This window comes from Streptomyces sp. NPDC050636 (assembly GCF_040654775.1).
Lineage (GTDB): Bacteria > Actinomycetota > Actinomycetes > Streptomycetales > Streptomycetaceae > Streptomyces.
Genome location: NZ_JBFAIP010000095.1, coordinates 1 through 23,232, shown reverse-complemented (window position 1 = coordinate 23,232; position 23,232 = coordinate 1). Strand labels below are relative to the sequence as shown.

The 23,232-nt window shown below is 70.1% G+C and carries 16 protein-coding genes and 1 pseudogene; 11 read left to right on the top strand and 6 right to left on the bottom strand.

What is annotated here, in order from left to right; translation table 11 throughout:
* Positions 1-81: 81 nt before the first annotated feature.
* Together AB0I10_RS34615 and AB0I10_RS34610 are read left to right on the top strand one after the other, a co-directional pair.
* Complete coding sequence (locus AB0I10_RS34615) at positions 82-204, top strand: hypothetical protein (RefSeq protein ID WP_363156672.1); 123 nt, start codon at positions 82-84, stop codon at positions 202-204.
* Between the two features lie 289 nt (positions 205-493).
* Complete coding sequence (locus AB0I10_RS34610; protein WP_363156671.1) at positions 494-700, top strand: hypothetical protein; 207 nt, start codon at positions 494-496, stop codon at positions 698-700.
* A 246-nt stretch (positions 701-946) separates the two neighbouring features.
* Here AB0I10_RS34610 and AB0I10_RS34605 read toward each other — a convergent pair whose 3' ends face one another.
* Positions 947-1,501: a hypothetical protein gene (locus AB0I10_RS34605; RefSeq protein ID WP_363156673.1), complete on the bottom strand. Its 555-nt coding sequence runs from the start codon at positions 1,499-1,501 to the stop codon at positions 947-949.
* Positions 1,502-2,026: 525 nt separating this feature from the next.
* Here AB0I10_RS34605 and AB0I10_RS34600 point away from each other — a divergent pair.
* On the top strand, positions 2,027-2,470 hold the full coding sequence (locus AB0I10_RS34600) for a hypothetical protein (RefSeq protein WP_363156670.1): 444 nt from the start codon (positions 2,027-2,029) through the stop codon (positions 2,468-2,470).
* A 280-nt stretch (positions 2,471-2,750) separates the two neighbouring features.
* Positions 2,751-3,530 (top strand): class I SAM-dependent methyltransferase, encoded by a 780-nt coding sequence (locus tag AB0I10_RS34595; RefSeq protein WP_363156669.1) that lies wholly within the window; start codon positions 2,751-2,753, stop codon positions 3,528-3,530.
* Positions 3,531-3,685: 155 nt separating this feature from the next.
* Here the strand turns inward: AB0I10_RS34595 and AB0I10_RS34590 are convergent.
* Positions 3,686-3,967, bottom strand: a pseudogene (locus AB0I10_RS34590) (IS630 family transposase); the annotation flags it as partial.
* A gap of 61 nt (positions 3,968-4,028) precedes the next feature.
* Positions 4,029-5,000: a helix-turn-helix domain-containing protein gene (locus AB0I10_RS34585; protein ID WP_363156668.1), complete on the bottom strand. Its 972-nt coding sequence runs from the start codon at positions 4,998-5,000 to the stop codon at positions 4,029-4,031.
* A 129-nt stretch (positions 5,001-5,129) separates the two neighbouring features.
* Between AB0I10_RS34585 and AB0I10_RS34580 the strand changes: the two genes are divergently transcribed.
* Together AB0I10_RS34580 and AB0I10_RS34575 are read left to right on the top strand one after the other, a co-directional pair.
* Positions 5,130-6,101 (top strand): NADP-dependent oxidoreductase, encoded by a 972-nt coding sequence (locus AB0I10_RS34580; protein ID WP_363156667.1) that lies wholly within the window; start codon positions 5,130-5,132, stop codon positions 6,099-6,101.
* 61 nt (positions 6,102-6,162) lie between these two features.
* On the top strand, positions 6,163-6,579 hold the full coding sequence (locus AB0I10_RS34575) for a nuclear transport factor 2 family protein (protein ID WP_363156666.1): 417 nt from the start codon (positions 6,163-6,165) through the stop codon (positions 6,577-6,579).
* Between the two features lie 319 nt (positions 6,580-6,898).
* On the opposite strand, the gene AB0I10_RS34570 is transcribed toward AB0I10_RS34575, so the two are convergent.
* Positions 6,899-8,365, bottom strand: coding sequence for an erythromycin esterase family protein (locus AB0I10_RS34570; protein WP_363156665.1), 1,467 nt, complete (start codon positions 8,363-8,365; stop codon positions 6,899-6,901).
* Between the two features lie 560 nt (positions 8,366-8,925).
* Positions 8,926-9,102, bottom strand: coding sequence for a hypothetical protein (locus tag AB0I10_RS34565; protein WP_363156664.1), 177 nt, complete (start codon positions 9,100-9,102; stop codon positions 8,926-8,928).
* A gap of 280 nt (positions 9,103-9,382) precedes the next feature.
* On the opposite strand from AB0I10_RS34565, the gene AB0I10_RS34560 reads away from it, so the two are divergent.
* The 3 genes from AB0I10_RS34560 to AB0I10_RS34550 are packed head-to-tail and all read left to right on the top strand — an operon-like array spanning position 9,383 to position 19,616.
* Positions 9,383-15,583, top strand: a complete 6,201-nt coding sequence (locus AB0I10_RS34560; RefSeq protein WP_363156663.1) for a beta-ketoacyl synthase N-terminal-like domain-containing protein — start codon at positions 9,383-9,385, stop codon at positions 15,581-15,583.
* Positions 15,584-15,588: 5 nt separating this feature from the next.
* Complete coding sequence (locus AB0I10_RS34555; protein ID WP_363156662.1) at positions 15,589-18,033, top strand: 3-hydroxyacyl-ACP dehydratase; 2,445 nt, start codon at positions 15,589-15,591, stop codon at positions 18,031-18,033.
* Entirely contained in the window at positions 18,030-19,616 is a 1,587-nt protein-coding gene (locus tag AB0I10_RS34550; protein ID WP_363156661.1) for a PfaD family polyunsaturated fatty acid/polyketide biosynthesis protein, read from the top strand. The genes AB0I10_RS34555 and AB0I10_RS34550 overlap by 4 nt, the downstream gene beginning before the upstream one ends.
* On the opposite strand, the gene AB0I10_RS34545 is transcribed toward AB0I10_RS34550, so the two are convergent.
* Positions 19,603-20,241: a hypothetical protein gene (locus tag AB0I10_RS34545; protein WP_363156660.1), complete on the bottom strand. Its 639-nt coding sequence runs from the start codon at positions 20,239-20,241 to the stop codon at positions 19,603-19,605. The two genes, AB0I10_RS34550 and AB0I10_RS34545, sit on opposite strands and share 14 nt — an antisense overlap.
* 173 nt (positions 20,242-20,414) lie before the next feature.
* On the opposite strand from AB0I10_RS34545, the gene AB0I10_RS34540 reads away from it, so the two are divergent.
* On the top strand, positions 20,415-22,718 hold the full coding sequence (locus tag AB0I10_RS34540) for an MMPL family transporter (RefSeq protein WP_363156659.1): 2,304 nt from the start codon (positions 20,415-20,417) through the stop codon (positions 22,716-22,718).
* Between the two features lie 332 nt (positions 22,719-23,050).
* A partial coding sequence (locus tag AB0I10_RS34535) for a hypothetical protein (RefSeq protein ID WP_363156658.1) occupies positions 23,051-23,232 on the top strand: 182 nt, incomplete at its 3' end.

Genomic DNA, 23,232 nt, shown 5'->3' with positions numbered 1-23,232 from the left:
GCCCGGCTCAGGCAGGGCCGGGCGGCAGGTGGTTCGAGGTGCGATGAACGTGGGTGGGCCGTGCGGCGAAAGGCGTCGTGGTTGACCGCCTCCAGGTTCACCCTGCCCCAGCTCGCCCGCATGCTCGTGCCCGCCATCGCCGACGCCGGCGAGGACGCCCAGCGGGAAACGCTGGTGACCCTGGTCCGCCGCCTGAGCGCCTGACGCGTTCCGTCCGGAGATCTGGCGCGTTCCATCGGGAGTTGGCCCTGGGGCCCTCACACTCCGCCTCGACAATCCGGGCGAGGAGGTTGTTGCAGATCTCGACCAGACTGTGGCGTTGGGCGGGGTCTGGGCGCAGTAGGGAGCAGCTGACGCAGGCATGTTCGTGGACGCATGTCGGGCCGAAGGCGCGGGCGCAGGTGCCGACGGAGAGCTTGCGGCGTTCGAAGTGGCCGAGGAACTCTTCCTATTCGGTGTCGGTGGGAGCGGTACTCCTCGGCCGGGGGGCGTCATGCGCAGCCGAGAGTCACTCGCCCTGCAACGGCCCCGCGGCCAGATCATCGCGATGCAGACGCTGTTGTGGCCCGACGAGCTGCGCAGCAGCGAAGAGATCACCGTGCTGAGCACCGAGCCGCCGCGTCACCAGGAGCTGCAGATGGCCCGCACCCTGATGGACGATGGACACCGTCAGCGAATGATCTTGCGCTCCCCCTACTGACCTCGGCTTTCACGGAAGTGCGGTCAAAGCCAACTTCACTGATCCCCACCAAGGATGCGGGCCATGCCTCTGGGGTCGCTCGCCAGGTCCAGCCCGTGCGGGCCTGGCGTCTGGCGTATGGCGTCCAACCAGTGGTGTTGGAACGCGGGTTCCGGCTCAGCAGCTGTGGACCGCGGAGGCTGAGTGACGGCTGGCGGTCGTGCAGGGCTCCGGGAAGTGGCCCCAAATCGCAAGCCCGATCCGGCGTTAACCGACCCGCCCTCTCCGCCACTCCACTTCGTCCGCAGTCATCGGGGCGTGGATGCTGTACACATCACCGACCCGCAGAGAGTCCGGTGTGCTGTACTCGCCGTAGGTGCCGATGACGGAGACGGCCACCTGGGAATCGGGCTGCCAGAACGTTCGGTAGTACGGTGCGTTCGCTGGTATTTCCGGGATCTCCAGCAGGGGGACGCCGCGCCGCTGAAGTAGGCGCTGCAGCTTCTCGAACCGAAGCCTGGGGGTGAACCGCCCGTACCGGGCACGGAGCATCTCGTTGGCGAGCGTGCCTCGCCGGTAGGCGAGCCTGTGCACCTGCAAGGTGAAGTGGTGGCCCGACCAGGGGTGGTCGGCGGAAACGCGGTCCCAGTAGAACTCGGCCAGGCCGTAGTCACGGCACATGCTGCGGTCGCCGAAGTTGTTCTCACCGAAGTCCGACCCCAGGACCGCAGTGACGCGGTTGGGAGAGTCCGTGGGGCGCACGCCGAGCACGGTGCCGGTGATGACGACGTCCACGTAGAACGCCAGAGAGTGCGGGGTCAACTGCTGTTCCTCGATGCGGTATCGGTCGAATGCGGTGTGCGGGGCGTCCTCCACCGGGGGGGTGCGCACCGCCTGGTCCCACCTGGGAACCGCCGGCCGCGGCCCGCCGTGAGGCATGGGCCCCAATATCCCAGAGCCCGGTCCCGTCGGCCCGGCGCGGACCCTACCCCAGCCCTGGCCGTGCACAACTGCCTTCACAGACACAGGCTCCGGCTCTGGCTCTGGCTCAACTTTTGTGGTGAGTGACGGCAGGGCGCCGACTCCTGCCACGCTCCAGATAAAAGGCTCGCCCTGTGCAGGGCGCTTTCTCTATCCTGACCGGAGCGGGACTGCGCAGTTCCCGCAGGTTGCGGAGCCGTGGCAGAGCGGCCCATTGCGATCGGCGTGAGAGAGGCTCCTCTCACGCCGACTGACGGGGACCGGGCGGGCCTGCCCCTCCCCTCCGCGGGTTCGAATCCCGCCGGCACCGCAGCCGACCACCACCGCCTCCGCACACGATCTCGTGCAATCGGCATCATGTCGTGGGTGCGCAAACCCGAAGCGAAGCTCGTCGCCGACCTGGATGCTGCCGGTCTGCTATTCCGCGAAGTCATCCCGACCGCCGACCAGCTGCTCCCGGTGTCAGTGGCCATGTACATGGGCTACCTGCGGCCAGAGGAGGGCCGGGTCGCGCTCGCGCCGGCATGGGACGTAGCCGGAGTAGGCAGCGCAAGTGGCGCCCTGGGGGCGGGAGCCGGCAACCCGACCTTCATCATGGCCTCGCTCGACGGGGAGGTGCTCATGAAGAGCGGCTACTACCAAGTCGGGATCGACCTCTCCATCGTTGCCCGCCCCAGGAGCGTCGCCAGACTCCGGGAGCAGGCACGACGTCTCGCCTTCTCCGAGCACCTGGAGAGTGCCCAGCGGCGCTGGGCGGAGCGCTGGCTAGCAGGCACACCCAAGGACTCGACGGATACAGACGACGCGTAGTAGGCCCTTACCGGCGGCTCCTCCCAATCCGCCACGCTCGCCGAGCCCTTGGGCAGGACCTGGAGAGCACCGGATGGATCCGCCGGACAGGCCTAGCTAAGCGTTCCAGTTGGCCCACTGTGCAGTTCACTTGGCCACTGTGGCGCTCCTCCTGATGTAAATCGACCGCTGGTGCTCTGACCGGGTGGGTTCGCCGGGTTGCAAGTTCTGGTGGCTTGCGCTTGCGGGCAAGGGTGCTGGCGGTCTTGCCTGCTGCGGGTCCGCTGGAGAGGATCACGGGATGGGCCGGGTCTATGACGATGTACGTCTCGCGGGTGTCTATCAGCAGGGCAATGAGATGCCCGAGGAGTCGCTCCGGGCTTGGGCCGAGCTGATTGGATCGTTCAGCGCCCGGTCAGCTCCGGCAGTGGTGGAGATCGGTGCCGGCACGGGGATGTTCTGTGCGGCCATGGCCCGTTGGCTGCAGGCATCGACAGTGGTCGGGATCGATCCTTCTGTGCCCATGCTTGCCCAGGCCCGTCGGTTCAGCCGACACCCAGCCGTCCACTACGTCGGTGGCACCGCAGAGGCGGTGCCGACCCGGGGGCAGTTGTTCGATCTGGCCCTGCTGTCACGCGTGATCCACCACCTTCCTGATCGTCGTGCCTGTGCGAGGGAGTTGGCACGTGTGCTGCGGCCCGGAGGCGTGGTTGTGATCCGCACAACGTTCCGCGAGGGTCTGGACGCGATGGTCTATCGCTACTGGCCACAGCTCCGCGAGATCGATGCCAGGCGCTTCCCAAGCCGGGAGGAGGTGCTCGCGGACTTCACCTCGATCGGCTTCGGCGTTCAGGAAATCACCTCCTTCGCGCGGCCGATCGCCGCGAGCCTGCGCGACTTTCACACGCGCATGGGGACGCGGCCCCAGTCGAAGTTCACCCATCTGACGACGAGTGAGTTCCAAGAGGGGCTGCAACGCCTGGAATCCGATGCTGCCGTTGAGGCTCCCCTGCGACCCGCGGTGGTCGATGAACGCTACGACGTAGCGGTCCTCGCTCTGGCACCGGTCGTGACAGCCTGAACAGATCGCCACGCCCGTACGGAACCGGCCGAACCGGTGCGGCAATGTGGATCCATCAGTCGCCTGGGGACAGGTCCGGGCGCAGGGCATGCGATTGGGTGTCTCGACGGACGTACCGTCGGCCGAGAGCTGATCACACGGCTTGCAGCGGTCGCCCCGCCGCAGCGGATGTCGTTCTCACTGCGTATGCGTGCGCGTTCGCGGCGATGGGCGGGACAAGTCGTCGGGGTGGCGGGCATTGGCGTTGTGCCGGCGCAGATAGGCGTGCAGTGCCGTCGTCTGCACGGTGTGGTTGGGGTGGTGGGGGCTGGGGTGGTGGGGGCTGGCGAGAGTGAGCTGCTGCAGCGGTCTGAAGTGGGCTCGATCGGGTTCGCCCAGGAGGTGCTGGTCGGGGTGAATCAAAGTTCGGACTTGGTCTTCTTCGACCAGCGGTGGATCTTGCTGCTCGCCGTGTGGACGCCGCACCACGGACGCCTCACCGACGGCAGTCCCTGACCGTCAGGCGGCTGCGGGCGTGGGGCGGAAGGTCCGGCGGTATGCCTGGGGTGTGACGCCGAGGGCGGCGTGGAGGTGCTGGCGCAGGGAGACACCGGTGCCGAATCCGGCACGGTGAGCGACGACGTCGACCGGCCAGTCGGTGGTCTCCAGCAAGTGCCGGGCCAGATCGACGCGTTGGCGCACCAGCCACTGGCCGGGGCTGGTGCCGACCTCCGCGCGGAAGCGGCGGGTGAAGGTGCGAACGCTGACCTTGGCATGGGCTGCCATGTCCGCCAGCGTGACGGGTTCGGCAAGGCGTTCCATCACCCAGGCCTGCGTGGGGGCGGTGCCGGAGGCCGTGGGGTCGGGGACGGGGCGCCGGATGTACTGGGCCTGGCCGCCGTCGCGCCAGGGCGGTACGACGCAGGAGCGGGCGACCTCGTTGGCGACCTCGCTGCCGTGGTCGCGGCGGACGATGTGGAGGCAGAGGTCGATGCCGGCGGCCACTCCGGCCGAGGTGAGGATGTCGCCGTCGTCGACGAAGAGCACGTCGGGATCGATGCGGGCGGTGGTGACCATGCGCTGCAGCCGGTCGGCTTCACGCCAGTGGGTGGTGGCTGGTCGGCCGTCGAGCAGCCCGGCGGCGGCAAGGACGAAGGTGCCCGTGCAGATCGCGATGATCCGGGTACCGGGGCGGATGGCGGCCAGGGCTTCGCGCAGCGCGTCGGGCAGGCGGCCTTCGTCCCGGATCGGCCCGAGGGCGTGGGAGGGCGGGATGACGACCGTGTCGACGGCGGCCAGCAGGGAGGCGTCGCGGGAGACGGTGAGTCCGTAGTCGGCCTCGGCGCGTACGGGACGGCCGTCCAGGCTGCAGGTCGTCACGGAGTAGAGCCGGTTGCCCGCGCTGTCGCGGGCGGCCCCGAAGATACGGGCGGGGATGCCGAGTTCGAAGGGGACGACGCCGTCCAGTGCCAGAACGCCAACGTGGTGCATGACCCGATCCTTTCATTCCTTGACCATCAGGCCACTACTGGAGGCCCGCCGTTCCCGGCAACCTGAGGGCATGCCCAAGGAAACGGGCACAAACCGCGAGAAATCTCCTCCTGGAAAGAGAACGCCACGATGCCCCAAGGCACCACAGCCCCCACGACGATGCGTGCCGTCGTCCAGGACACCGCCGGAGGCCCCGAGGTCCTCAAGGTCGTCGAGACGAAGCGCCCGGAGCCGGGCCGGGGCGAGATCCTGGTCCGTGTACACGCGGCGGGCGTGAACCCAGCCGACTGCAAGACCCGCCGGCGGGGGGCGTTCGTCACCGGCGCCACGCCGCCCTTCACCCTCGGCTATGACGTCGCCGGGGAGGTCGAGGCGGTCGGCGACGGGGTGACGCTCTTCCAGCCCGGCGACGAGGTGTTCGGCATGCCGCGCTTCCCGCATCCGGCCGGCGCCTATGCCGAGTACGTCGCCGCCCCCGCCCGGCACTTCGCCCCCCGCCCGCAGGGCCTCGACCACATCCAGGCCGGCGCCCTGCCACTGGCCTCACTGACCGCCTGGCAGGCACTGGTGGACACCGCGAACATCCAGCCCGGCCACCGCGTCCTGATCCATGCCGCCGCCGGCGGCGTCGGTCACCTGGCCGTGCAGATCGCCAAGTCCCGCGGCGCATACGTCATCGGCACCGCCGGCGCCGCCAAACACGACCTGCTGCGCGCACTCGGCGCCGACGAACTGATCGACTACCGCACCCAGGACTTCGCCGCGACGCTCCGCGATGTCGACGTCGTCCTGGACTCCATAGGCGGCCCCAACTGGACCCGCTCCCTGCGCACTCTGCGCCCGGGCGGCACCCTGATCTCCATCCTGCCGCTCGACGAAACCTTCCCCACGCAAGCAGCCGAGGCGGCCGGCGTGCGGGCGGTGTTCATGCTCGTCGAACCCGACCATCACGGGCTGCGTGAAATCACCTCACTGGTCGAGGAAGACCGCCTGCGCGTGATCATCGACACGGTCTTCCCCCTCGAAGAAGCCGTCCAGGCCCACACGATGAGCGAGACCGGCCACACCACCGGAAAGATCGTCCTCTCCCTCGCCCCCTGAACCACCCCACCCATCAACCACCACCCACCACCCATCGCACATCACCCAGAACGGAATCACCATGAACACCACCACCGCCCCGGCCGGCACCCGCGAAGTCATCGACGCGTTCTTCGCCCGCTTCGGCGCGGGCGACATGCCGGCCGTGCTGGACCTGTTCGCCGACGGCGCCGACTTCCACGTCGGCGGCGCCCCCAACGTCCCCTGGGCCGGCACCCGGACCGGCAAGAGCGACATCGCCGACTTCTTCGCCTCCTTCGGCCGGCACCTCACCCCGGCCGAGGAATACGTCACCACGACCACCCTCGTCGACGGCAACCACGCCGTGGTCATCGGCCACAACCGCTTCGGCGTCCCGGCCACCGGCAAGACCTTCACCAACCACTTCGCCCTCCACATCACCGCAGCCGACGGCAAGATCACCGGCTACCGCATGTACGAGGACAGCCACGCCGTCAGCGAAGCCTTCACCACCTGACCGACGCTCCGGCACGACACCTACGCCACCCGTCTGGCACGACGGCACAGGCCCACCGGAGACAGCTCCGGTCGACCGCGCCGCCGTGCACGGACACACGAGTATCGCCTCCTCACCCCCGGCTGACGCCAGCTGCGCCGCGGCCATTACCTCAATGCTGAAGTACTGCGCGAGACGCCGAACAACCCGCTGAAACCTTCAGCGAGACGCCCAAACACTGAGCGATGCCCGACACCGGCGCAGGGCGCTGATCCGGGTGGACGCTGGGTGTCCGTCCCACCTTGGGACACCCATGCAGAGCTACTGGTGCGACTGCCGCTTACTGTGGCGTGTCGGCGCTGAGGGTGGTGCCCGGGACGCAGATGATCCCGTCGAACGCCTCCAGGGCGGGGATCTCGATGAACGCGGTGTCCAGCCGGGTGCGGACCGGCTCCGGCAGCCCGTGGCGACGTGCGTACTCGCGCAGCGCCCGCGCGTCCACCAGGGCCGGTTCATCGGGCACGCCCGTGAACAGCGCCTCGACGCTGTCCGGCGCGGCCTCAGGGGTGGTTGCCCGGCCCCAGCGCATCCCGAGCGGGTGGTCCCGGTCGGGCACGTTCTCCACCGTCTCGCCGCCGTTGCCGGTCAGTGCGATGGGAACGTAGTCCGCGCCGAGCGCCCTGGAGAGCAGATTGCCCATGGGTGTCACCGCCAGTGAACCGTCGGCTTGATTGGCCGAGCGCTGGATGTGGGCGTTGTGCCCGACCAGGACGACGCGGGTGCCGGGCCCGGACCGCTTGAGGAACTCAAGCAGCGTGTCGGCCAGATAGCGCTCCCGGGCGGCGAAGCTCAGCCCATCGGGCGCGCCCGCGAGCGCCTCAGCCATGGCGCGCTGGGCCCGGTCGGTCGTCACTGCCGCACGGACATCCGACAACGCGGTCTCGTACGCCGTACGGCTGCTGCGCTCGGTGTAGATCTCGCGCAGGTCCGTGAAGCGGCCCAGCAGTTGGGCAAGCGCGGTGGTGAGCCGGTCTTGCACTGCCGGGTCCAGGTCGAGCCTGGCGTAGGCAGGCACCATGACCGTCCCGCCGGCGATCGGCTCGGAGATCTCCAGCGCGGTGTTCAGGAAGCGCAGCGCGCCGGGGTCCACGGTGGTCAGGTAGGCGGCGACCGGCTCCAGTACGGGGGCGAGCGAGCCTCCTGCCATGGGGATGTCGCAGCCGACGAAGCGGACCGGGTGCGCGGCGCCGGCGTTGTGGCGGCGCAGCCACCGCAGGGTGTCCCGGCACTCGACGGGCTGCCCCAGCCCCTTGAGGCCCTTGCCCTTGCCTTCACCTTCGCCTTCGGTGCCGGTGACCTGGACTCCACTGCTCTCGAGGGCAAGGAGGTCGTCGATGTCGCCCGGCACGCCCTGGACCCAGGCGTCGACGGCGCGGCCCTCGGCGGCTCCGTACTCCATCGCGTAGACGGTGAAGCCCAGCTTCTGGACGAGGAAACTCAGGATGCGGTGGCGCAGCAGGGCGAACTCGCGGATCTGGTGCGAGCTCTCGCCGAGGGCGACTACGCGGGCGCCACCGACGAGGTCGCGCAGCGGCCCCAGGTCCTCGAGCGCGGCCGCCAGGTCCGCTCCGGGGCCGAGATCGGCCAGCCGGAAGGCGTGACGAGTGACCCACTGCGTCAGTTCGGCGGGGGCGGCCATCAGGGTCGGCTTGGTCGGGGGAAGGAGATCGCGCAGATCGCCGTGGTTGTTATGGGCACTGTGGTTGATATGGGCACTGTGGCTGTTGTGGTGGTTCTGGTCGTTCATGAAGCGTGCTCCGCGGTATGAGTCATCGTCGGAGCCGGGCAGCGTCGAGCACCGCACCGGCGGGGAACCGGAGTGCGGCGAAGCTGTCGGAACGCCGGTCGCAGCTTGCCGCTAGGCGGCGCTGCGGGGCTTGATGAACCAGCTCTGGCCAGTGCAAGTGATCATGCCGGGGACCGTATCAAGGGCAGTCGCGGCACGCATCGCAATTTTCCGGCGGGCGTGCGGGAGTCCCGCACCTGCGGGCGGCGCAGGGCTCAAGTCGCAGGCGTACGGGGCAGGACGCGGCGGGCGGGTCCGGGTTCCCAAGGCACTGATTACCGGGGCGATCGAGGCGTCCGACGTGCTCGCGGCGGCCGAATCCGATCTGTCAAAGCGGGCTCGGAATCAGTCCCACGCAGCGTCTACGTAACCGAGCCGTCGGTTCATGCCGATAGCGCTCATATTTGCCGGGTGATGGACCGTTCGAACCCTGTCCACACCGCACAGACCGGCGAATCCGATGCCGACCGTCTTCATGGCGATGGAGATGCCTTGACCACGGTAGGCAGCCTTGACTCCGGTCATCTCGTTGAAGACGAATCCGGAGGATCGTCGGTCTGATGTCGCGGCGAGCCCGCACCATACGTCAGCGTGCTCATGCGGATGCCGGCGCCCCGGCAACGCTGTATGTACTTCTCGAAGCGCGCCGCGTCGAAGGTGTTCACATCGAGTTCCAGCTTGACCCAGCGGTCTGCCACGGTGCTGCTCCCCTTCGGCCTTCAGCCCGGACTCCCGGGAACTCCAGACACCTCAGGAACCTGCCGGCAGGTTACTCGCTCCCTGTGTCTGAGCTAGGGCTCCGGGGCCGAGTCGGGAACAACCCTTCATGGAGGCGACGGTCTAATCGACCGTGTCCGGGCGCGTGGGGTGTCGTTTGGTCTGGCAGACGGCGTCACTCCATGCCGTGTTACTCACACACGCGACCAGGGGGTGGCTGTTTGCCGCGGTTCCGGGGCCTGAGCAAGAGTGAGGTAGCTGGTGTCAGGAAATGACGTCGATCGTCGACTCGCTCGTGATCCCGTCGCGATCGTGGGACTTGCCGGGATGTTCCCCGAGGCCAGGGACCTGAGCGAGTTCTGGGACAACGTCGTGGAGGGCAGGGACTGCACCACCGATGTTCCGGACGCCTGGTGGAAGACCGCCGATCACTACGATCCGGACCCCTTCGCCCCTGACAAGACCTATGCCCGCCGCGGCGGGTTTCTGTCACCGGCCGTGTTCGACCCGTTGGAGTTCGGGATGCCGCCGAACACCGTGGACTCCACGGGGCTGGTGCAGCTGCTCAGTCTGATGGTCGCCAGGGACGTGCTCCGCGACGCGGGATGCGACCAGGCCAAGGGATACGACCCGGCGCGCACCGGGGTGGTGCTCGGGGTCTGCGGGACCAACTCCACTCTCATCCCGCTGGCTGCCCGCTTGCTGACCCCGGCCATCATCGAGGCCATGCGCGCCTATGGGCTGCCCGAGGCGGAGGCGCACCAGGCCGCCCGCCAGTACCTGGAGGCCCTGCCCTCGTGGACGGAGGACTCCTTCCCCGGGATCCTCGGCAACGTCGTGTCCGGCCGGGTCGCCAACCGGTTCAACCTGGGTGCGGCCAACCACACCGTGGACGCGGCGTGCGCCAGCTCTCTGACGGCCGCGCGGGCAGCGGTCGACGAACTGCTGAGCCGCCGGGCAGACTTGATGATCACGGGAGGGTGCGACGCGGACAACTCCGTCGTGTCGTTCATGTGCTTCAGCAAGACTCCGGCACTGTCGCCGACCGGCCGGGTGCGCCCGTTCGACGCCGATGCGGACGGCACTCTGATCGGCGAGGGTATCGGCATGCTCGCGCTCAAACGCCTCGCCGACGCCGAACGGGACGGCGACCGAATCTACGCGGTCCTCCGTGGCCTGGGCGGTTCGAGTGACGGGCGGGCCAAAAGCATCTACGCCCCCTGCGGCCAGGGGCAGTTGACGGCACTGCGACGCGCCTATTTCGACGCGGACTGCTCGCCCAGCTCGGTCGAGCTCGTCGAGGCCCACGGCACCGGTACCCCGGCCGGCGACACGGTGGAACTGGCCACACTTGACGAGCTGATGGCCACCCCGGAGGACAGCCACTACGTCGCCGTGGGCAGCGTCAAATCACAGATCGGCCATACCAAGGCGGCGGCTGGAGCAGCCGGTCTGATCAAGACGGCGCTCGCGCTTCACCACAAACTGCTGCCGCCCACCATCAACGTCAGCCGCCCCAGCGACTCGGCCGTACGCGATGGCGGGGCGCTCTACGTCAACACCGCCGCCCGGCCCTGGATCCTGGACCCGGCCCGGCCGGTGCGTCGGGCCGGCGTATCGGCGTTCGGCTTCGGCGGCGTGAACCACCACGCCGTACTGGAGGAATACCGGCCCGGCGCCGGACGGTCCTCCGCGCAACCGGCCGGCTTCCAGGACCCGCAGGTCCTGCACCGTACGCCGCGTGCCCATCTGTGGCACGCGCCGACCCCGCAGAAGCTGCTCGCCCGGCTGGAGAGCGGTGCCGTCCCCGACGACGGGCCCGTCCCGGCCGGGCACGCCCGCGTCGGATTCGTGGCCGGGGGGCCAAGGGGTCAGGAGCATTACGCCAAGCTGCTCAGCACCACCGTCGACCAACTGCGCAACACCACAGGACACGACAGTTGGAGCCACGCCCGGGGCATTCACTACCGCCGCACGGCCCTGCCGCCCGGGGTCAAAGTCGGGGCGCTGTTCGCCGGGCAGGGCAGCCAGTACGTGGACATGGGCCTCCGCGCCCTGCTCGACGTGCCTCCCCTGCGCGCGGCGTTCGATGACGCCAACGCGCTCTTCCCGCCCGAGGACACCCTGGCGCGCACCGTCTTCCCGCCGCCCGGCCATCGGGATGAGCGGCGCGCCGACGAACGCCTGCGCCGTACCGCGTACGCCCAGCCTGCCATCGCGGCGCTGGCCATGGGCCAGTACCGGTTCCTGGCCGAGCTGGGCTTCGCCCCGCACGCGGTTCTCGGCCACAGCTTCGGGGAACTGACCGCGCTCTGGGCAGCCGGCAGCCTGGGAGACGAGGCGTTCCTGGCACTCGCGCGGGCCAGGGGCCGGGCGATGCAGTCCCCGCCGCCCGGCAGCACGGACCCGGGGGCGATGGCCGCGGTGCGCGTACCCGAAGCCCGGCTGCGGCAGATCCTGGCCGAGCACCCCGAGGTGGCGGTGTGCAGCCGCAACGCGCCCGACGAGCAGGTCGTGGGCGGCCCGACCCCGGCAGTGGAACGCTTCGTGCGGTGGTGCGCCGGGCAGTCGGTCCCGGTCCAGCGGTTGCCGGTCGCCGCCGCTTTCCACACCGCGTTCGTCGAGCACGCCCTCGATGCCTTCGGCGCGGACTGCGCCGCCGTGGAATTCGCAGAGCCCCGCTTGCGGGTGTACGCCAACACCGCGGGAGCGACGTACGGGCAGGACCCGGCCGCCAACCGCCGCACCCTCGTCGCGCAGCTGCGCCATCCGGTGGACTTCGGCGCCCGGCTGGAGGAGATGTACGCCGACGGAGTCCGCGTCTTCGTCGAGTTCGGCCCCCAACGCATCCTGACGGGGCTGGTGGAGCGCACTTTGGGCGACCGGGGTGCGGAAGCGGTCCCGTGCGACATCGGTGGCGCCGCGGACGGCACCGCGGTCCTTAAGGAGGCGGCTCTTCGGCTGGCCGTTCTGGGACTGCCCCTGACCGGTATCAACCGCCACGACGCCCCGGCACGGCCACCGCACCCCGCCCCGTCGAAGGTCGCCCGCCTGCTGGAGGGACCGACCTTCGCGTTGGAGGCGAGCCGACGGGCATACGAACAGCGGCGCGAAGACGAGGGCCCCGCCACCGTGCCACCGCCGGTACCCCGGACATCGCAGACCCCGCAGCCGCGCGTGCCCGCTCCCTCCGTCCCAGCAGCGGAGAACGACGCCCTGTCCCAGGCCGCTGCGGAGCACCTGACCGCGCATATCCGCTACCTGGACGGCCAGTTGGACACGGCCCGGCAGCTCACCGGCTTGCTCGCGGCGAGTGCTGCGGACGGACGGGTCGACGAGACGCTCACCGCCGCGGTCGGTGCCATCACGCAGCACAGTTTGGCGCTGGGCGAGGCGCACACCCGGGCGGGAGAGGTCGTCACCCGGCTGCTGAGCCTGCCCCAGGGCGGCGCGGCGCCGCCGACCGGCACCGCGCCGCACCACCTGGGCGCGACGCCCACCGACCCGGGAACGGCGGAGCTCCCGGGTCACCAGGCGTGGCCTGCGCCATCGGAACATCCTGCCGGCCGGACCCCGCTGATCCCCCGCCCCGGTGATGAGTCACCGCGTTCCGCCCGCCCGGCCTCCGGCACGGCGGGACCGCGGGGCCCGGCCACCTCGGCTCTGGCCGAACTCCTGGCGGATCAGAACGGCGAGGGGGGGTCGGCGCAGGCCACCATGGATATGTCGGAGGTGGACCTGGAGGAACTGGAGCATGTCTTCCACCAGGTGGTCGCGGAGAAGACCGGCTACGACGTCGACATGATCGAACCGGACCTCTACATCCAGGAAGACCTCGGTATCGACTCGCTCAAGCAGGTGGAGATCGCGGCAGAGGTCTGGCGCCGCTATCCGGTGATCACCCGGGATGAGCTTTTCCGGTTCAGCGAGGCCCGTACGGTCGGCGAACTCACCGACATGCTGCGGAAGATCCTCACCGGCTCGCGCCCCGAGCTCCAGCGCGCTGACGTCATCCCGCTCGGCCGGGCCTTCGTGACCCTGCGCGAGTTGCCCGCCGTCGACATTCGCACCGACGCCTACGCCGATCAGCCGTGCGCCCTGCTCCTGGACGACGGCGGCGAGCTGTGCGCGACGGTGGCCGAGTCATTGCGCGCCCGCGGCTGGCGTACGTCCCACCTCATGCTTCCCGGCGCCCACCGGGGCGACTGCGAGACCTGGGCTCTGGAGGACTGGACCGAGACGGCGCTGGCCGGTCGGCTCGCTGCCGTCCTGGCGGCGGCCTCGCGCATCGACCTGTGCGTTCTGCCGGTCGGCCGTGACCGCGATGTGACGGTGGATCAGCTCGTTACCCGCCTCCAACACGCCATCCTGGTGGCCAAGCACACCTTCCCCGTCCTGGAGGAGACCACCCGCGACGGCTCCCGCGCGGCGTTCGTCACCGTCACCCAGCTCGACGGGGCCCTCGGCTACGCCGGCGCCGGCGACGACCCGGTAGCCGCCCTCGCCGGGGGCCTCGGCGGTTTGGTCAAGACGCTCGCCCTGGAATCCGCGCCCTTGTTCTGCCGCGCTCTGGACTTCGCCCCGGAGCTGTCCGCCCACACCGTCGGCGACGCGTTCGCGGCGGAGATCGCGGACTTCGCCACCGATGTCCGCGAAGTGGGCCTGGACGGGACGCGGCGCCGTACGCCCGCCCTGTCGAACACCCCGGCCCCCCTGGTTCCCAGCCCACCGGAGACGGCGCAACTGGGCCCCGACGATGTGCTGCTGGTCACCGGCGGGGCCTCCGGCATCACCGCGTGGTGCGTCACCGCGCTGGCCGCCGAGCACCCTTGTTCCTACCTGCTGCTCGGCCGGACCCCGCTCACCGAGGACCCGGACTGGGCCGCAGGGCTGGACAGTCCCGCGGCGCTGCGCGGGGCGCTGGCGGAGCAACCGCGCACGGCCGGTGAAGACGACGCCGCCCGCGCCGACCAGCAGGTCCAAGAGATCCTGGACGGGCGCCGCATTCGCGCTGTGCTCGACGAACTGCGGTCACGGGGCGTCGAAGCCGACTACCTGGCCGCGGACGTACGCGACGCCGACGCACTGGCCGGCGCGCTGACCCCGCACACCGCGCGGATCACCGGCGTGATCCACGCCGCGGGATCCCTTGGCGACTCCCCTCTGGCGGACAAGACCCTCGAATCCGTCGCCCGGGTGGTCGGCACCAAGCTGTCCGGTCTGCACAACGTGCTCGACAATGTGGACCGGTCCCAGCTCCGGCACCTGGTGGTCTTCTCCTCCGTGTCGGGCATCTGGGGCAACGTCCGTCAGTCGGACTACGCCCTGGCCAACGAGGCGGTGAACCGCTACGCCTGCGCCTTCAAGGCAGCTCACCCCGCCTGCCGGGTCACACCCGTCGCTTGGGGTCCGTGGGCGGGCGGCATGGCCGCCCCTGTGCAGGAAATCTTCCTCCAGCAGGGCATCCCCGTGCTGGCGCGTGACGTCGGCTGCGAGTACTTCACCGCCCAGATGCGCCCCGACCACAGCGCGGACGGAGTCGTCGTCATCGGGCCGGTCACCGCTCCCTTCCACCGGTCCGACAGCCTGCCCATGGCAGGGCTCACGGCACTGCGCGCTCTGAACGGCCTGGAGCGCGAACCGATGCTGCGTGATCACTGTTGGGCGGGTGCGCCGCTGCTGCCCATGACCGCCGCTGTCGGATGGGGTCTGCACGCCTTGGAGAGCGGCCGGGGAGGGGGCCGACCGGTGGTCGAGTGCCGGGACTTCCGTATCCACCGGGGCCTGTACTTCGACGGCTCGCAGCCGAAGCAGGTCGTGGTCCGTTTGGTGCCGGACCGGGCCGAGGCATCGGCCGAGGCACGAGTGACCGTACACAGCATCAACCACGGCCAGGAAGAACAGGCGCATTACTCAGGCGGCTTCCGAAGCGCCGACCGGGCCCCCGACAGTCCCTGCCTGGAACTGCCGCCCTTCCGGATCTCGGAGGAGCACCACGCGTCCTACGGCGAGGGGTTCCTCTTCCACGGACCGACTCTGAGAGGGCTGAGGAACGTACTGGCGGAGGAAGAGGGCCGACTCATCCTGGCCGCGCAGCTACCCGACCCCGTCCTCGCCCACGGCGCGTACGCCGGGCAGCTGTACAGTCCCGGCCTCGCCGACCTCCTCCTCCAGGCCGCAGCTCTGCTGGGACGCCAACGCCACGAAGAGAGCTGCGCCCCGGTGAGCGTGGAGCGCGTGGAGCTGTTCACACCGCTGCCGGACGACGCGCCGTTCGCCATCGTCGCCGAACTCGACTCCGCGACCGCGCTCGACCTGCATTGCACGATCACCGCCTGTGCCCCGGACGGAAAGGTCCACCAGCGGTGGACCGGGCTGACCCTGGTCAGTCTCACCCAGTCGCAGATGGCGGCCCGGATGACGGCTCATGGCCGCCGCGCGCCCGTAGGGGGCACAGCGTGACCGGGATGGGGAGAATGAACGAACTCGGCTTCGACGGTGTCCCCCTCGCTGAGCTGGGTGGCATGCCGGCCATGACTCCACCCGATGCGGCGGTGGCTCCACCGGACGAAGGACGGGCGGTCCCTGCCCCCCGCGCTCCGCTTCCCTCGGAAACCGGCGCCACGCCCACGGCACTGGTCCAACCCACGGCACTGGCCCGGCAGATGGCCAGGCAAGTGCAGCGCGCCCACGCCTCGGTGCTCGCAGCACACCAGGCCATCAGCGACTGGCAGACCCGGCTCGCCGCGTCCGGCACGCCTGCGCACCCAGCGCCGGACGGCTCTCTCACCGGTCTCGCACCCCCGCCACCACCCGAGCCCGCGAAGGGCCGGCCCGCCACCGGCACCACGACCGCGTACGAGCCCCCGCCCGGCGAGTGGGCGCGGCTGGGCGGCTCCGCCGTGGTACTACGGGCCGGAGCAGCCGCTCTACGGCCCGACGCCGCGTCGGTCCGGGACCCTGCTGCGTTCGATGTGACCTGGCACGATGCAGTACCGACGGGTTCCACCACACTCCATGTCCGGACGACCGGCGGCCCCGGCTCTGCTGACACCTGCTGTCTCGTCCACGACGGTGACCGGCTCATCGCCTCCATCGCACGAACCGCCCCGGGACTGTCGGACGAGGACTTCACGCCACGTCAAGTTCCGTGCTTCCCACCGGAGTTCCGCCCCCTTGCAGGCACCGAGATCCGTCGGTTGTCCCATGCCGGTCTGGACGCTCTCGCCGCCGGTGACATCGCCGGGGTCTTCGGCCCCGCCTTCGACCAGGACGGCCTGGAACCGGCATCGTTGCCCGAACGATGGCCGGTCCGGCTGCTGGAGGAGATCTCCGTCATCGAGCCGGGAGGCGGCCGGTACGGTCAGGGTCTGCTGAGCGCGTACGCCCGCCCGCCCGCTGAGGCCACCGGGGACACCGGGGACACCGAGTTCGTACCGTGGCCGTGGCTGGTCGAAGCGGTCACTGAAGTACTGCGGGTGTACGCCTTCCACCGGGGGATGCATCTGTGCCTGCCCGGGGCGCGGGTAACCCCCTTGCCCGGTGCCCCCACCCGCGTCGAGTTGCTCGACCCCTCGGCGCTACGCGCAAGCACACTGCAATTCACGGTCGAGGTGGCCGAACTGGGGCTGTTTCCCCACCCGTTCGCAACAGCAGACTGCGAAGTCACCGCGGCCGGACAGGTGGTGGCCCGACTGCGCGACCTCGGCGTGACCGTGCAGGAGGCACCGGGCGCCGACATCATGCCGCACCCCGGGCGGTTCAGCTGCCGCAAGGCGTCCACGGGCGGCTGGGCGATCGTCAACGAACTGCACATCGCGCATGCCGCCGAAGGCGATCCTGGCACGGTGTTCGCCGCGTACGGCGCGCGGCGGACCGCGACGCAGACACGACCACGGCTGCCCCGCGGCGACCTGCTGATGGTGGACCGCTGTCTGCGCGCCGAGACCGGCGGCCCGGGACCGGACCGGACCGGCAGCCGACTGACATCCGAGTACGACGTGCCGGCCGACCCTTGGTACTGCCGGGAGAGCGGCGGCGTACCTGCCTTGGCGCTGCTGGAGATGACGATGCAGCCCATGGGACTGCTCGGCGCGCTGTCCGGTATGACGTGGGAGAACCCCGGTCAGGACTTCGTGTGCCGCAACCTCGACGGGCGGCTCCGGCTGGTGGGTGCGGTCGACCTGCGCGCGGTGACGGTAGGTCAGGATGTCGTCCTGCGCTCGTCCTCGCCGATTCCTGGGGCGGTCATCCAGCGCGGCGACTTCGAGCTGAGCACCGGCGGTGAAGTGTTCTGCACCGGCGATGCGGTACACGGCTATTTCACGTCCGAAGTGCTGGAAAGACAAAAGGGTCTGGACGGCGGCGGATACGTCGCGCCGTGGCTGGATCGACGGCCTGCCGCCTCCGCGGGGCTGCGACGGCTGGACCTGCGCGACGACACCCGCCTGGGCCACGGCCGACTGTCTCTACTGGAGGACGTGACCGTGGTCCCTGGAGGCGGCGACCACGGCGCCGGGTATGTGCTGTGCGCCAAACCGGTACGCGACGACGACTGGTTCTTCCGCGAGCACTTTCTCCATGACCCGGTGATGCCCGGCTCGGCAGGTGTGCAGATGCTCTTCCAGGCCGTGCAGGCGTTCGCCCTGCACACGGGCCTGACCAACGACTTGCGGCAGCCGTACTTCGCCCTCGCGGTCGGCGAGGAACTGCGCTGGTCCTACCGGGGACAGATCCTCCGGCACCACCGGCGGATGCGCGGCGAAGCGCACATCCGCGAGGTACGCAGGGACGGCAACCAGCTGCTCATCCTCGCGGACGGCAGCGTCTGGCGTGATGACCTGCGGATCTACCAAGTGGACAACATCGCCCTGGTGGCACGGCCGCAGGCGATGCGGGAGGCCTCGCGATGACTGTGCACTACGCCCCGGAGGGGGTGTACGCGGTTCTGTCCGCCATCGACCTGCCCTGCTACATCATCAGCGTCGGCGGGCGGGTGGGCGCCGCTCACGACGTCCCCGCACCCGGCTCCGGCGCCACGCTGCTCGCCGCGGCCGGCCCGCTGCCGCCGCACCGCCTCGGCTCGTCCGCGTTCCTGCGCCATCACGGCGTGCGCTTCCCCTATATGGCCGGGGCGATGGCCGGGGGCATCTCCTCCGAGGACTTCGTCGTCGCCCTGTCCCGCGCCGGCCACCTCGCCTCCTTCGGCTCTGCCGGCCTGCCCGTGGCCCGCCTCCATGAGGCGCTCGGCCGCCTGGAGCACGACCTCGGCGACGCACCGTACGCCTGCAATCTGATCCACAGCCCCATGGCGCCGCAGGCGGAACGGATCTGCGTCGACCTCTGTCTGCGCCACCGTGTGCGCTGTGTGGAGGCGTCTGCGTTCGTGCAGCTCACCCCCGACCTGGTGCGCTACCGCGTCACGGGACTACGCTCCGACGCCGGTACCGGTGTGTGCGCCGAGCACCGGATCGTCGCCAAGATCTCCCGCCTGGAGACCGCGGAGATGTTCCTGCGGCCGGCGCCCGAAGCACTCGTCTCCGAGCTGCTGGCCCGCGGCGAGATCTCCGCCGAGCAGGCCGTACTCGCCCGCTCGGTGCCGATGGCCGACGACATCACCGTCGAGGCCGACTCCGGGGGGCACACCGATCGTCGGCCGCTGACCGTGCTCCTCCCGGCGATCGCGCGGCTGCGCGACCGGATCGGCACCCCGTGTCCCGGCGGCGCTCCCGTACGTCTCGGCGCGGCCGGCGGGATCGGCACCCCGCGCGCCGTGGTCGCGGCCTTCGCCCTCGGCGCGGACTATGTCGTCACCGGCTCGGTCAACCAGGGCAGTGTCGAGGCCGGCACCTCGTCGGCCGTCAAGCTTCTGCTCGCTGGGGCGGGCCTGGCCGACTGTGCCATGGCGCCGGCCGCGGACATGTTCGAACAGGGCGTCACCGTGCAGGTCCTCAGCCGGGGCACCCTGTTCCCGGGCCGAGCGGCGCGCCTGTACCGGCTGTACCGCGATCATCCCGGCCTCGACGAGCTGCCGTCCGAGGAACGGCGGCGCCTGGAGCGGCTCTTCGGGCAGGTCCTGGACCGCGTGTGGGAGGAGACCGCCGCCTATCTCAAGACCCATCACCCCGACCAGCTCGCCCGATCCGAAACAGACCCCAAGCACCGCATGGCCATGGTCTTCCGCTGGTACCTGGCGATGGCCTCGCGCTGGGCGACCGCCGGCCTCGGCGACCGTGCCGACGACTGGCAGATCTGGTGCGGCCCGGCGATGGGCGCGTTCAACGACTGGACCGCGGCCAGCGTCCTGGCCACCCCCGAACGCCGCCACGTAACCACCATCGCCGAGCACCTCCTGCGCGGCGCCGCGTACCACAGCCGGCTGGACCAGCTGCGCGCCAACGGCGTACGCATCCCTGCCGCCTGCGCCGAATACCGGCTGCCCCCTCCGCCGGTGCCGCAACAGGCGGCGGTGGCCTGCGCGGTCAGCCGACGGTGAGCTTGCCGCGCCCCGTGATGTGGCCGAGACCGCCGGTGAAGCACGACCAGACGTTGTTGGTGGGGACGGCATTACCCATGACGGAGCGTCCGGCCATGGGGCCAGAGGCGATCGAGCCGCTGAGGAAGGAGTCGACGGGCGTGTAGCCGCGGTGACCATGGCCCGCGGGTACGACGGTGGACCGCCCGACGACGCCACCGGTCCGATTCGTGCCGGAGTACCAGGTGATGGTGCCGCTGCCCTTGACCCCCTTTACCTGGGAGCAGTTCGCCAGACCGCTCCCGCGCAGCACGAGCCGCCCGGACGCGATCCGCGACCAACGGCCGTTGGAGGATGCGCAGTTGTCCAGATGGACGGTGCCGCGGGCGGAGATACGACGGGGGGTGCCGGAGACGGCCGGGGAGAAGGCGACCGGGTCGTTCGGGGCGGTCCGTAGAGCGCACTTGAGCAGATGGCCCGCCTGGACGGCGGACGGTACGGACGCCCGTACCGGAACGTGGGCATAGCCGGCGGGAGTGCCGGCCGCGAGCAGCGCTCCGGCCAGTCCTGCTGCGACCACCGCTGCGGCGCCTCGCCGCGCCCAGGTGGCACGGGCGGCACGGACGGTGCTGGCCTTACCAAACATATGGATTCTCCTGGTCGCTGCGGAACTGTGCGCTCACTTCCGAAGACGAAAACTAGTCCAAATGCTTCCCCTTCATCACAATTGTTAAATTTCATCACCCAGACGGACCGCATCGCATTTGCCGTCACTGTGCGCCTTTCGTCAGGATCGCCGCGCCGATGAAAGGACCGCCCATGCGAAGGCACCGTCCACCGACCGGACCAACAGTGCGCCGGGACGAAGGCGGTGCCGGTCAGGACGGCGCGGACCGGTGGACCGTGCGTCACCCGTGGTGGATTCTGGTGACGGCGCTGGGCCTCGGCGCTCTGCTGGCACTCGCCGCAATCGGCACCCCCAGCCACCTGTCCAACGGCGGCTACATCGCCCATGGCACCGAGGCGGCACGCGCCGAGAGCATGCTCAAGCAGCATTTCGACGCGGGCATTCCCGACCTGGTCCTCCATGTCCGGGCCGACGCACCCGTCACCGACCCAAGGGTGAGCCGGACCGGTCAGGAGTTCGTCCGGCGGACGGCGGAACAACCGGGGGTTCGCCGGGTCCTCTCCTACTGGACCGTCGGGGACACCCGGCTGCTGAGCAAAGACGGGCGCGCCGCCCTCGTCACCGTCGATCTCCACGGGGACGAGCACGCCGCGGCGCGACGTGCCGCGGCACTGGTCCCGGGCCTGACCGGCGAACACGGATCCCTGCGGGTCACAGCGACCGGTCCCGCCTGGGTCATGGCGCAGGCCACCGAACTCAGTCGGCAGGAGCTGATCCGGGCCGAACTCATCGGCGCGCCGCTGGCCGTGCTGGTCCTGCTGTTCGCCTTCGGGTCGCTGACCGCCGCCCTGCTACCCGCCGCGGTCGGGGCACTGTCCGTGGCGGGCACGTTCGCGGTACTGCGACTGTTGGCGACCGTCATGCCCGTTTCGGCGTTCGCGTCCAACATCACCACCGCGCTCGGGTTCGGCCTGGCCGTCGACTACGGGCTCTTCGTCGTCACGCGCTACCGGGAGGAGCTGGCAGCCGTCACCGATCCCGCTGACGCTGTTGCCCGCACCATGCGCACGGCCGGACGGACCGTGCTGTACTCCGCGGCCACGGTGGCCGTCTGCCTGAGCACGCTCCTGCTCTTTCCGCTCGGCTTCCTGCGGTCCCTGGCGGTCGCGGGGATGAGCGTGGTCCTGCTGGCGGCGGCCACCACCGCGCTGGTCCTGCCCGCCCTGCTCTCCGTCATCGGCACCCGGATCGACCGGGGTGACCTCTTCGCACCGCTGCGCCGGGCCCGGCGAGAGGAGCGCGCGTCGCTGTGGCACCGCGCGGCTCGCACCGCAACGAGGCGGCCGGTGCTGGCGGGCGGCTGCGCCGTCCTCTTCCTGGCGACCCTGGCCGTTCCCTTCGCCCATGTCCGCTTCGGCGTCGCCGACGAGCGCGTCCTGCCCGAACCAGTCGAGTCCCACGCGACCGCCACCAGGACCGAGCGAGAATTCGCCCTGCCGTGGAACCGCACCCTGGCCGTGCTCCTGCCCGACGTCGACGCCGTGGACCAGGAGGAGGAACTGGACGCCTACGCGCGCCGCCTCTCCGCTCTCCCCACGGTCGACCAGGTCTCCACCGGGGTCGGTCACTACCGGAACGGCCGCCTCACGTCCGGCCCGGACATCGGCTCCCTCGCGCACATCACCCGCGGCGCGACATGGCTGGCGGTGACCGGCAGCGGTGACCCGGTCGCGGACGAGCACCTTGTCGAGGAACTGCGCGCGCTGCCCGCCCCGGGTGCGCATCTCGTCGCGGGGCGCCCGGCCCGGGTCCTGGACACCAAGAACGCGATCCTGGACGCCCTGCCGTGGGCGATGGCCATCATCATCGGCAGTGTGCTGCTACTGCTGTTCCTCTTCACGGGGTCGGTGCTCATCCCTGTCAAGGCGGTGCTCATGGGCGGCATCAGCCTGACTGCGAGTTTCGGGGCAATGGTCTACGTCTTCCAGGACGGGCACCTCCGCAACCTCCTGGGACACTTCACCGTTACGGGAGAGCTGGAGACCTCCATGCCGGTGCTGATCTTCGGTGCTGCGTTCGCGCTCTCCGTGGACTACGAACTGTTTCTCATCTCGCGCATCCAGGAGGAGTACCGGGCCTCGGGCGACCACCGTGCCGCCGTGGTGGCCGGCATCGCCCGGACCGGACGCATGATCACGATTGCTTCGGTGATCTTCGCTGTCGCCCTGCTTCCCCTGGTCACCTCGGACATCACGCTACTCAAACTCATCGGGTGTGGACTGGCACTGGCGGTCCTGGTCGACGCCACAGTCGTCCGCGGCGTCCTCGTACCGGCGTTCATGCGACTGACCGGCCATGCCAATTGGTGGGCGCCCCGGCCACTCGCCGCGCTCCACCGGCGTCTGGGCCCGAGCCAACCGCACCAGCCACCGTCGCCCCTGGCCGAAGGTGTGCCGACCCCACGGGGTATCGCGGAACGCTCTCCAAGGTCATGACTCGCCACCCAGGAGCGGACTGAGGCATCGTCATGATGCGGTGGGCGCCCGACCCGCAGGCAGCGCTGAAGTGCTGCGTCAGGGCGCGCTGAGGAGTTGGCCGATCACCTCTTCAAGGCGGCGGACTCATGACGAGCTGTCACTGAAACGGGGCCTCCTCGCTGCGTTCGGAATGGCGCACCCGGCACTCACCGTGCGGGCGGGAACGGGGTTGCTTGAAGGGCGGGTGTCCCGACGGGGAGGGGGCTTCGCGGAGCGGCCCGTGCGCGTCGCGCAAACGTCACCCTCACGCGTAATGTACGGAAAGTCATCGAATGGATACTTTGAGTGGCGTGACGGTTGTGCGTGGTTACGGCGTGCGGCGGGCCTCTGCGCGGGCCGCCGCTATCGTGCTGGCCGCGTTGCTTCTTGCGCTGTTCGGTGGGCGTTCCGTCGCGCTGGAGCCGGTCGAGGAGGCCGCGGCCACGGCTCTGGCATTCCCCGCCGAAGAGAGCGCCGCGTGCGCTTCTGGTCG

Excerpts from the sequence above, each read along its gene's own strand:
- AB0I10_RS34610 (WP_363156671.1), top strand. The coding sequence starts at position 494 with ATGCGCAGCCGAGAGTCACTCGCCCTGCAACGGCCCCGCGGCCAGATC.
- AB0I10_RS34595 (WP_363156669.1), top strand. The coding sequence starts at position 2,751 with ATGGGCCGGGTCTATGACGATGTACGTCTCGCGGGTGTCTATCAGCAG.
- AB0I10_RS34585 (WP_363156668.1), bottom strand. The coding sequence starts at position 5,000 with ATGCACCACGTTGGCGTTCTGGCACTGGACGGCGTCGTCCCCTTCGAA.
- AB0I10_RS34580 (WP_363156667.1), top strand. The coding sequence starts at position 5,130 with ATGCCCCAAGGCACCACAGCCCCCACGACGATGCGTGCCGTCGTCCAG.
- AB0I10_RS34575 (WP_363156666.1), top strand. The coding sequence starts at position 6,163 with ATGAACACCACCACCGCCCCGGCCGGCACCCGCGAAGTCATCGACGCG.
- AB0I10_RS34570 (WP_363156665.1), bottom strand. The coding sequence starts at position 8,365 with ATGAACGACCAGAACCACCACAACAGCCACAGTGCCCATATCAACCAC.
- AB0I10_RS34555 (WP_363156662.1), top strand. The coding sequence starts at position 15,589 with ATGGGGAGAATGAACGAACTCGGCTTCGACGGTGTCCCCCTCGCTGAG.
- AB0I10_RS34550 (WP_363156661.1), top strand. The coding sequence starts at position 18,030 with ATGACTGTGCACTACGCCCCGGAGGGGGTGTACGCGGTTCTGTCCGCC.
- AB0I10_RS34545 (WP_363156660.1), bottom strand. The coding sequence starts at position 20,241 with ATGTTTGGTAAGGCCAGCACCGTCCGTGCCGCCCGTGCCACCTGGGCG.
- AB0I10_RS34540 (WP_363156659.1), top strand. The coding sequence starts at position 20,415 with ATGCGAAGGCACCGTCCACCGACCGGACCAACAGTGCGCCGGGACGAA.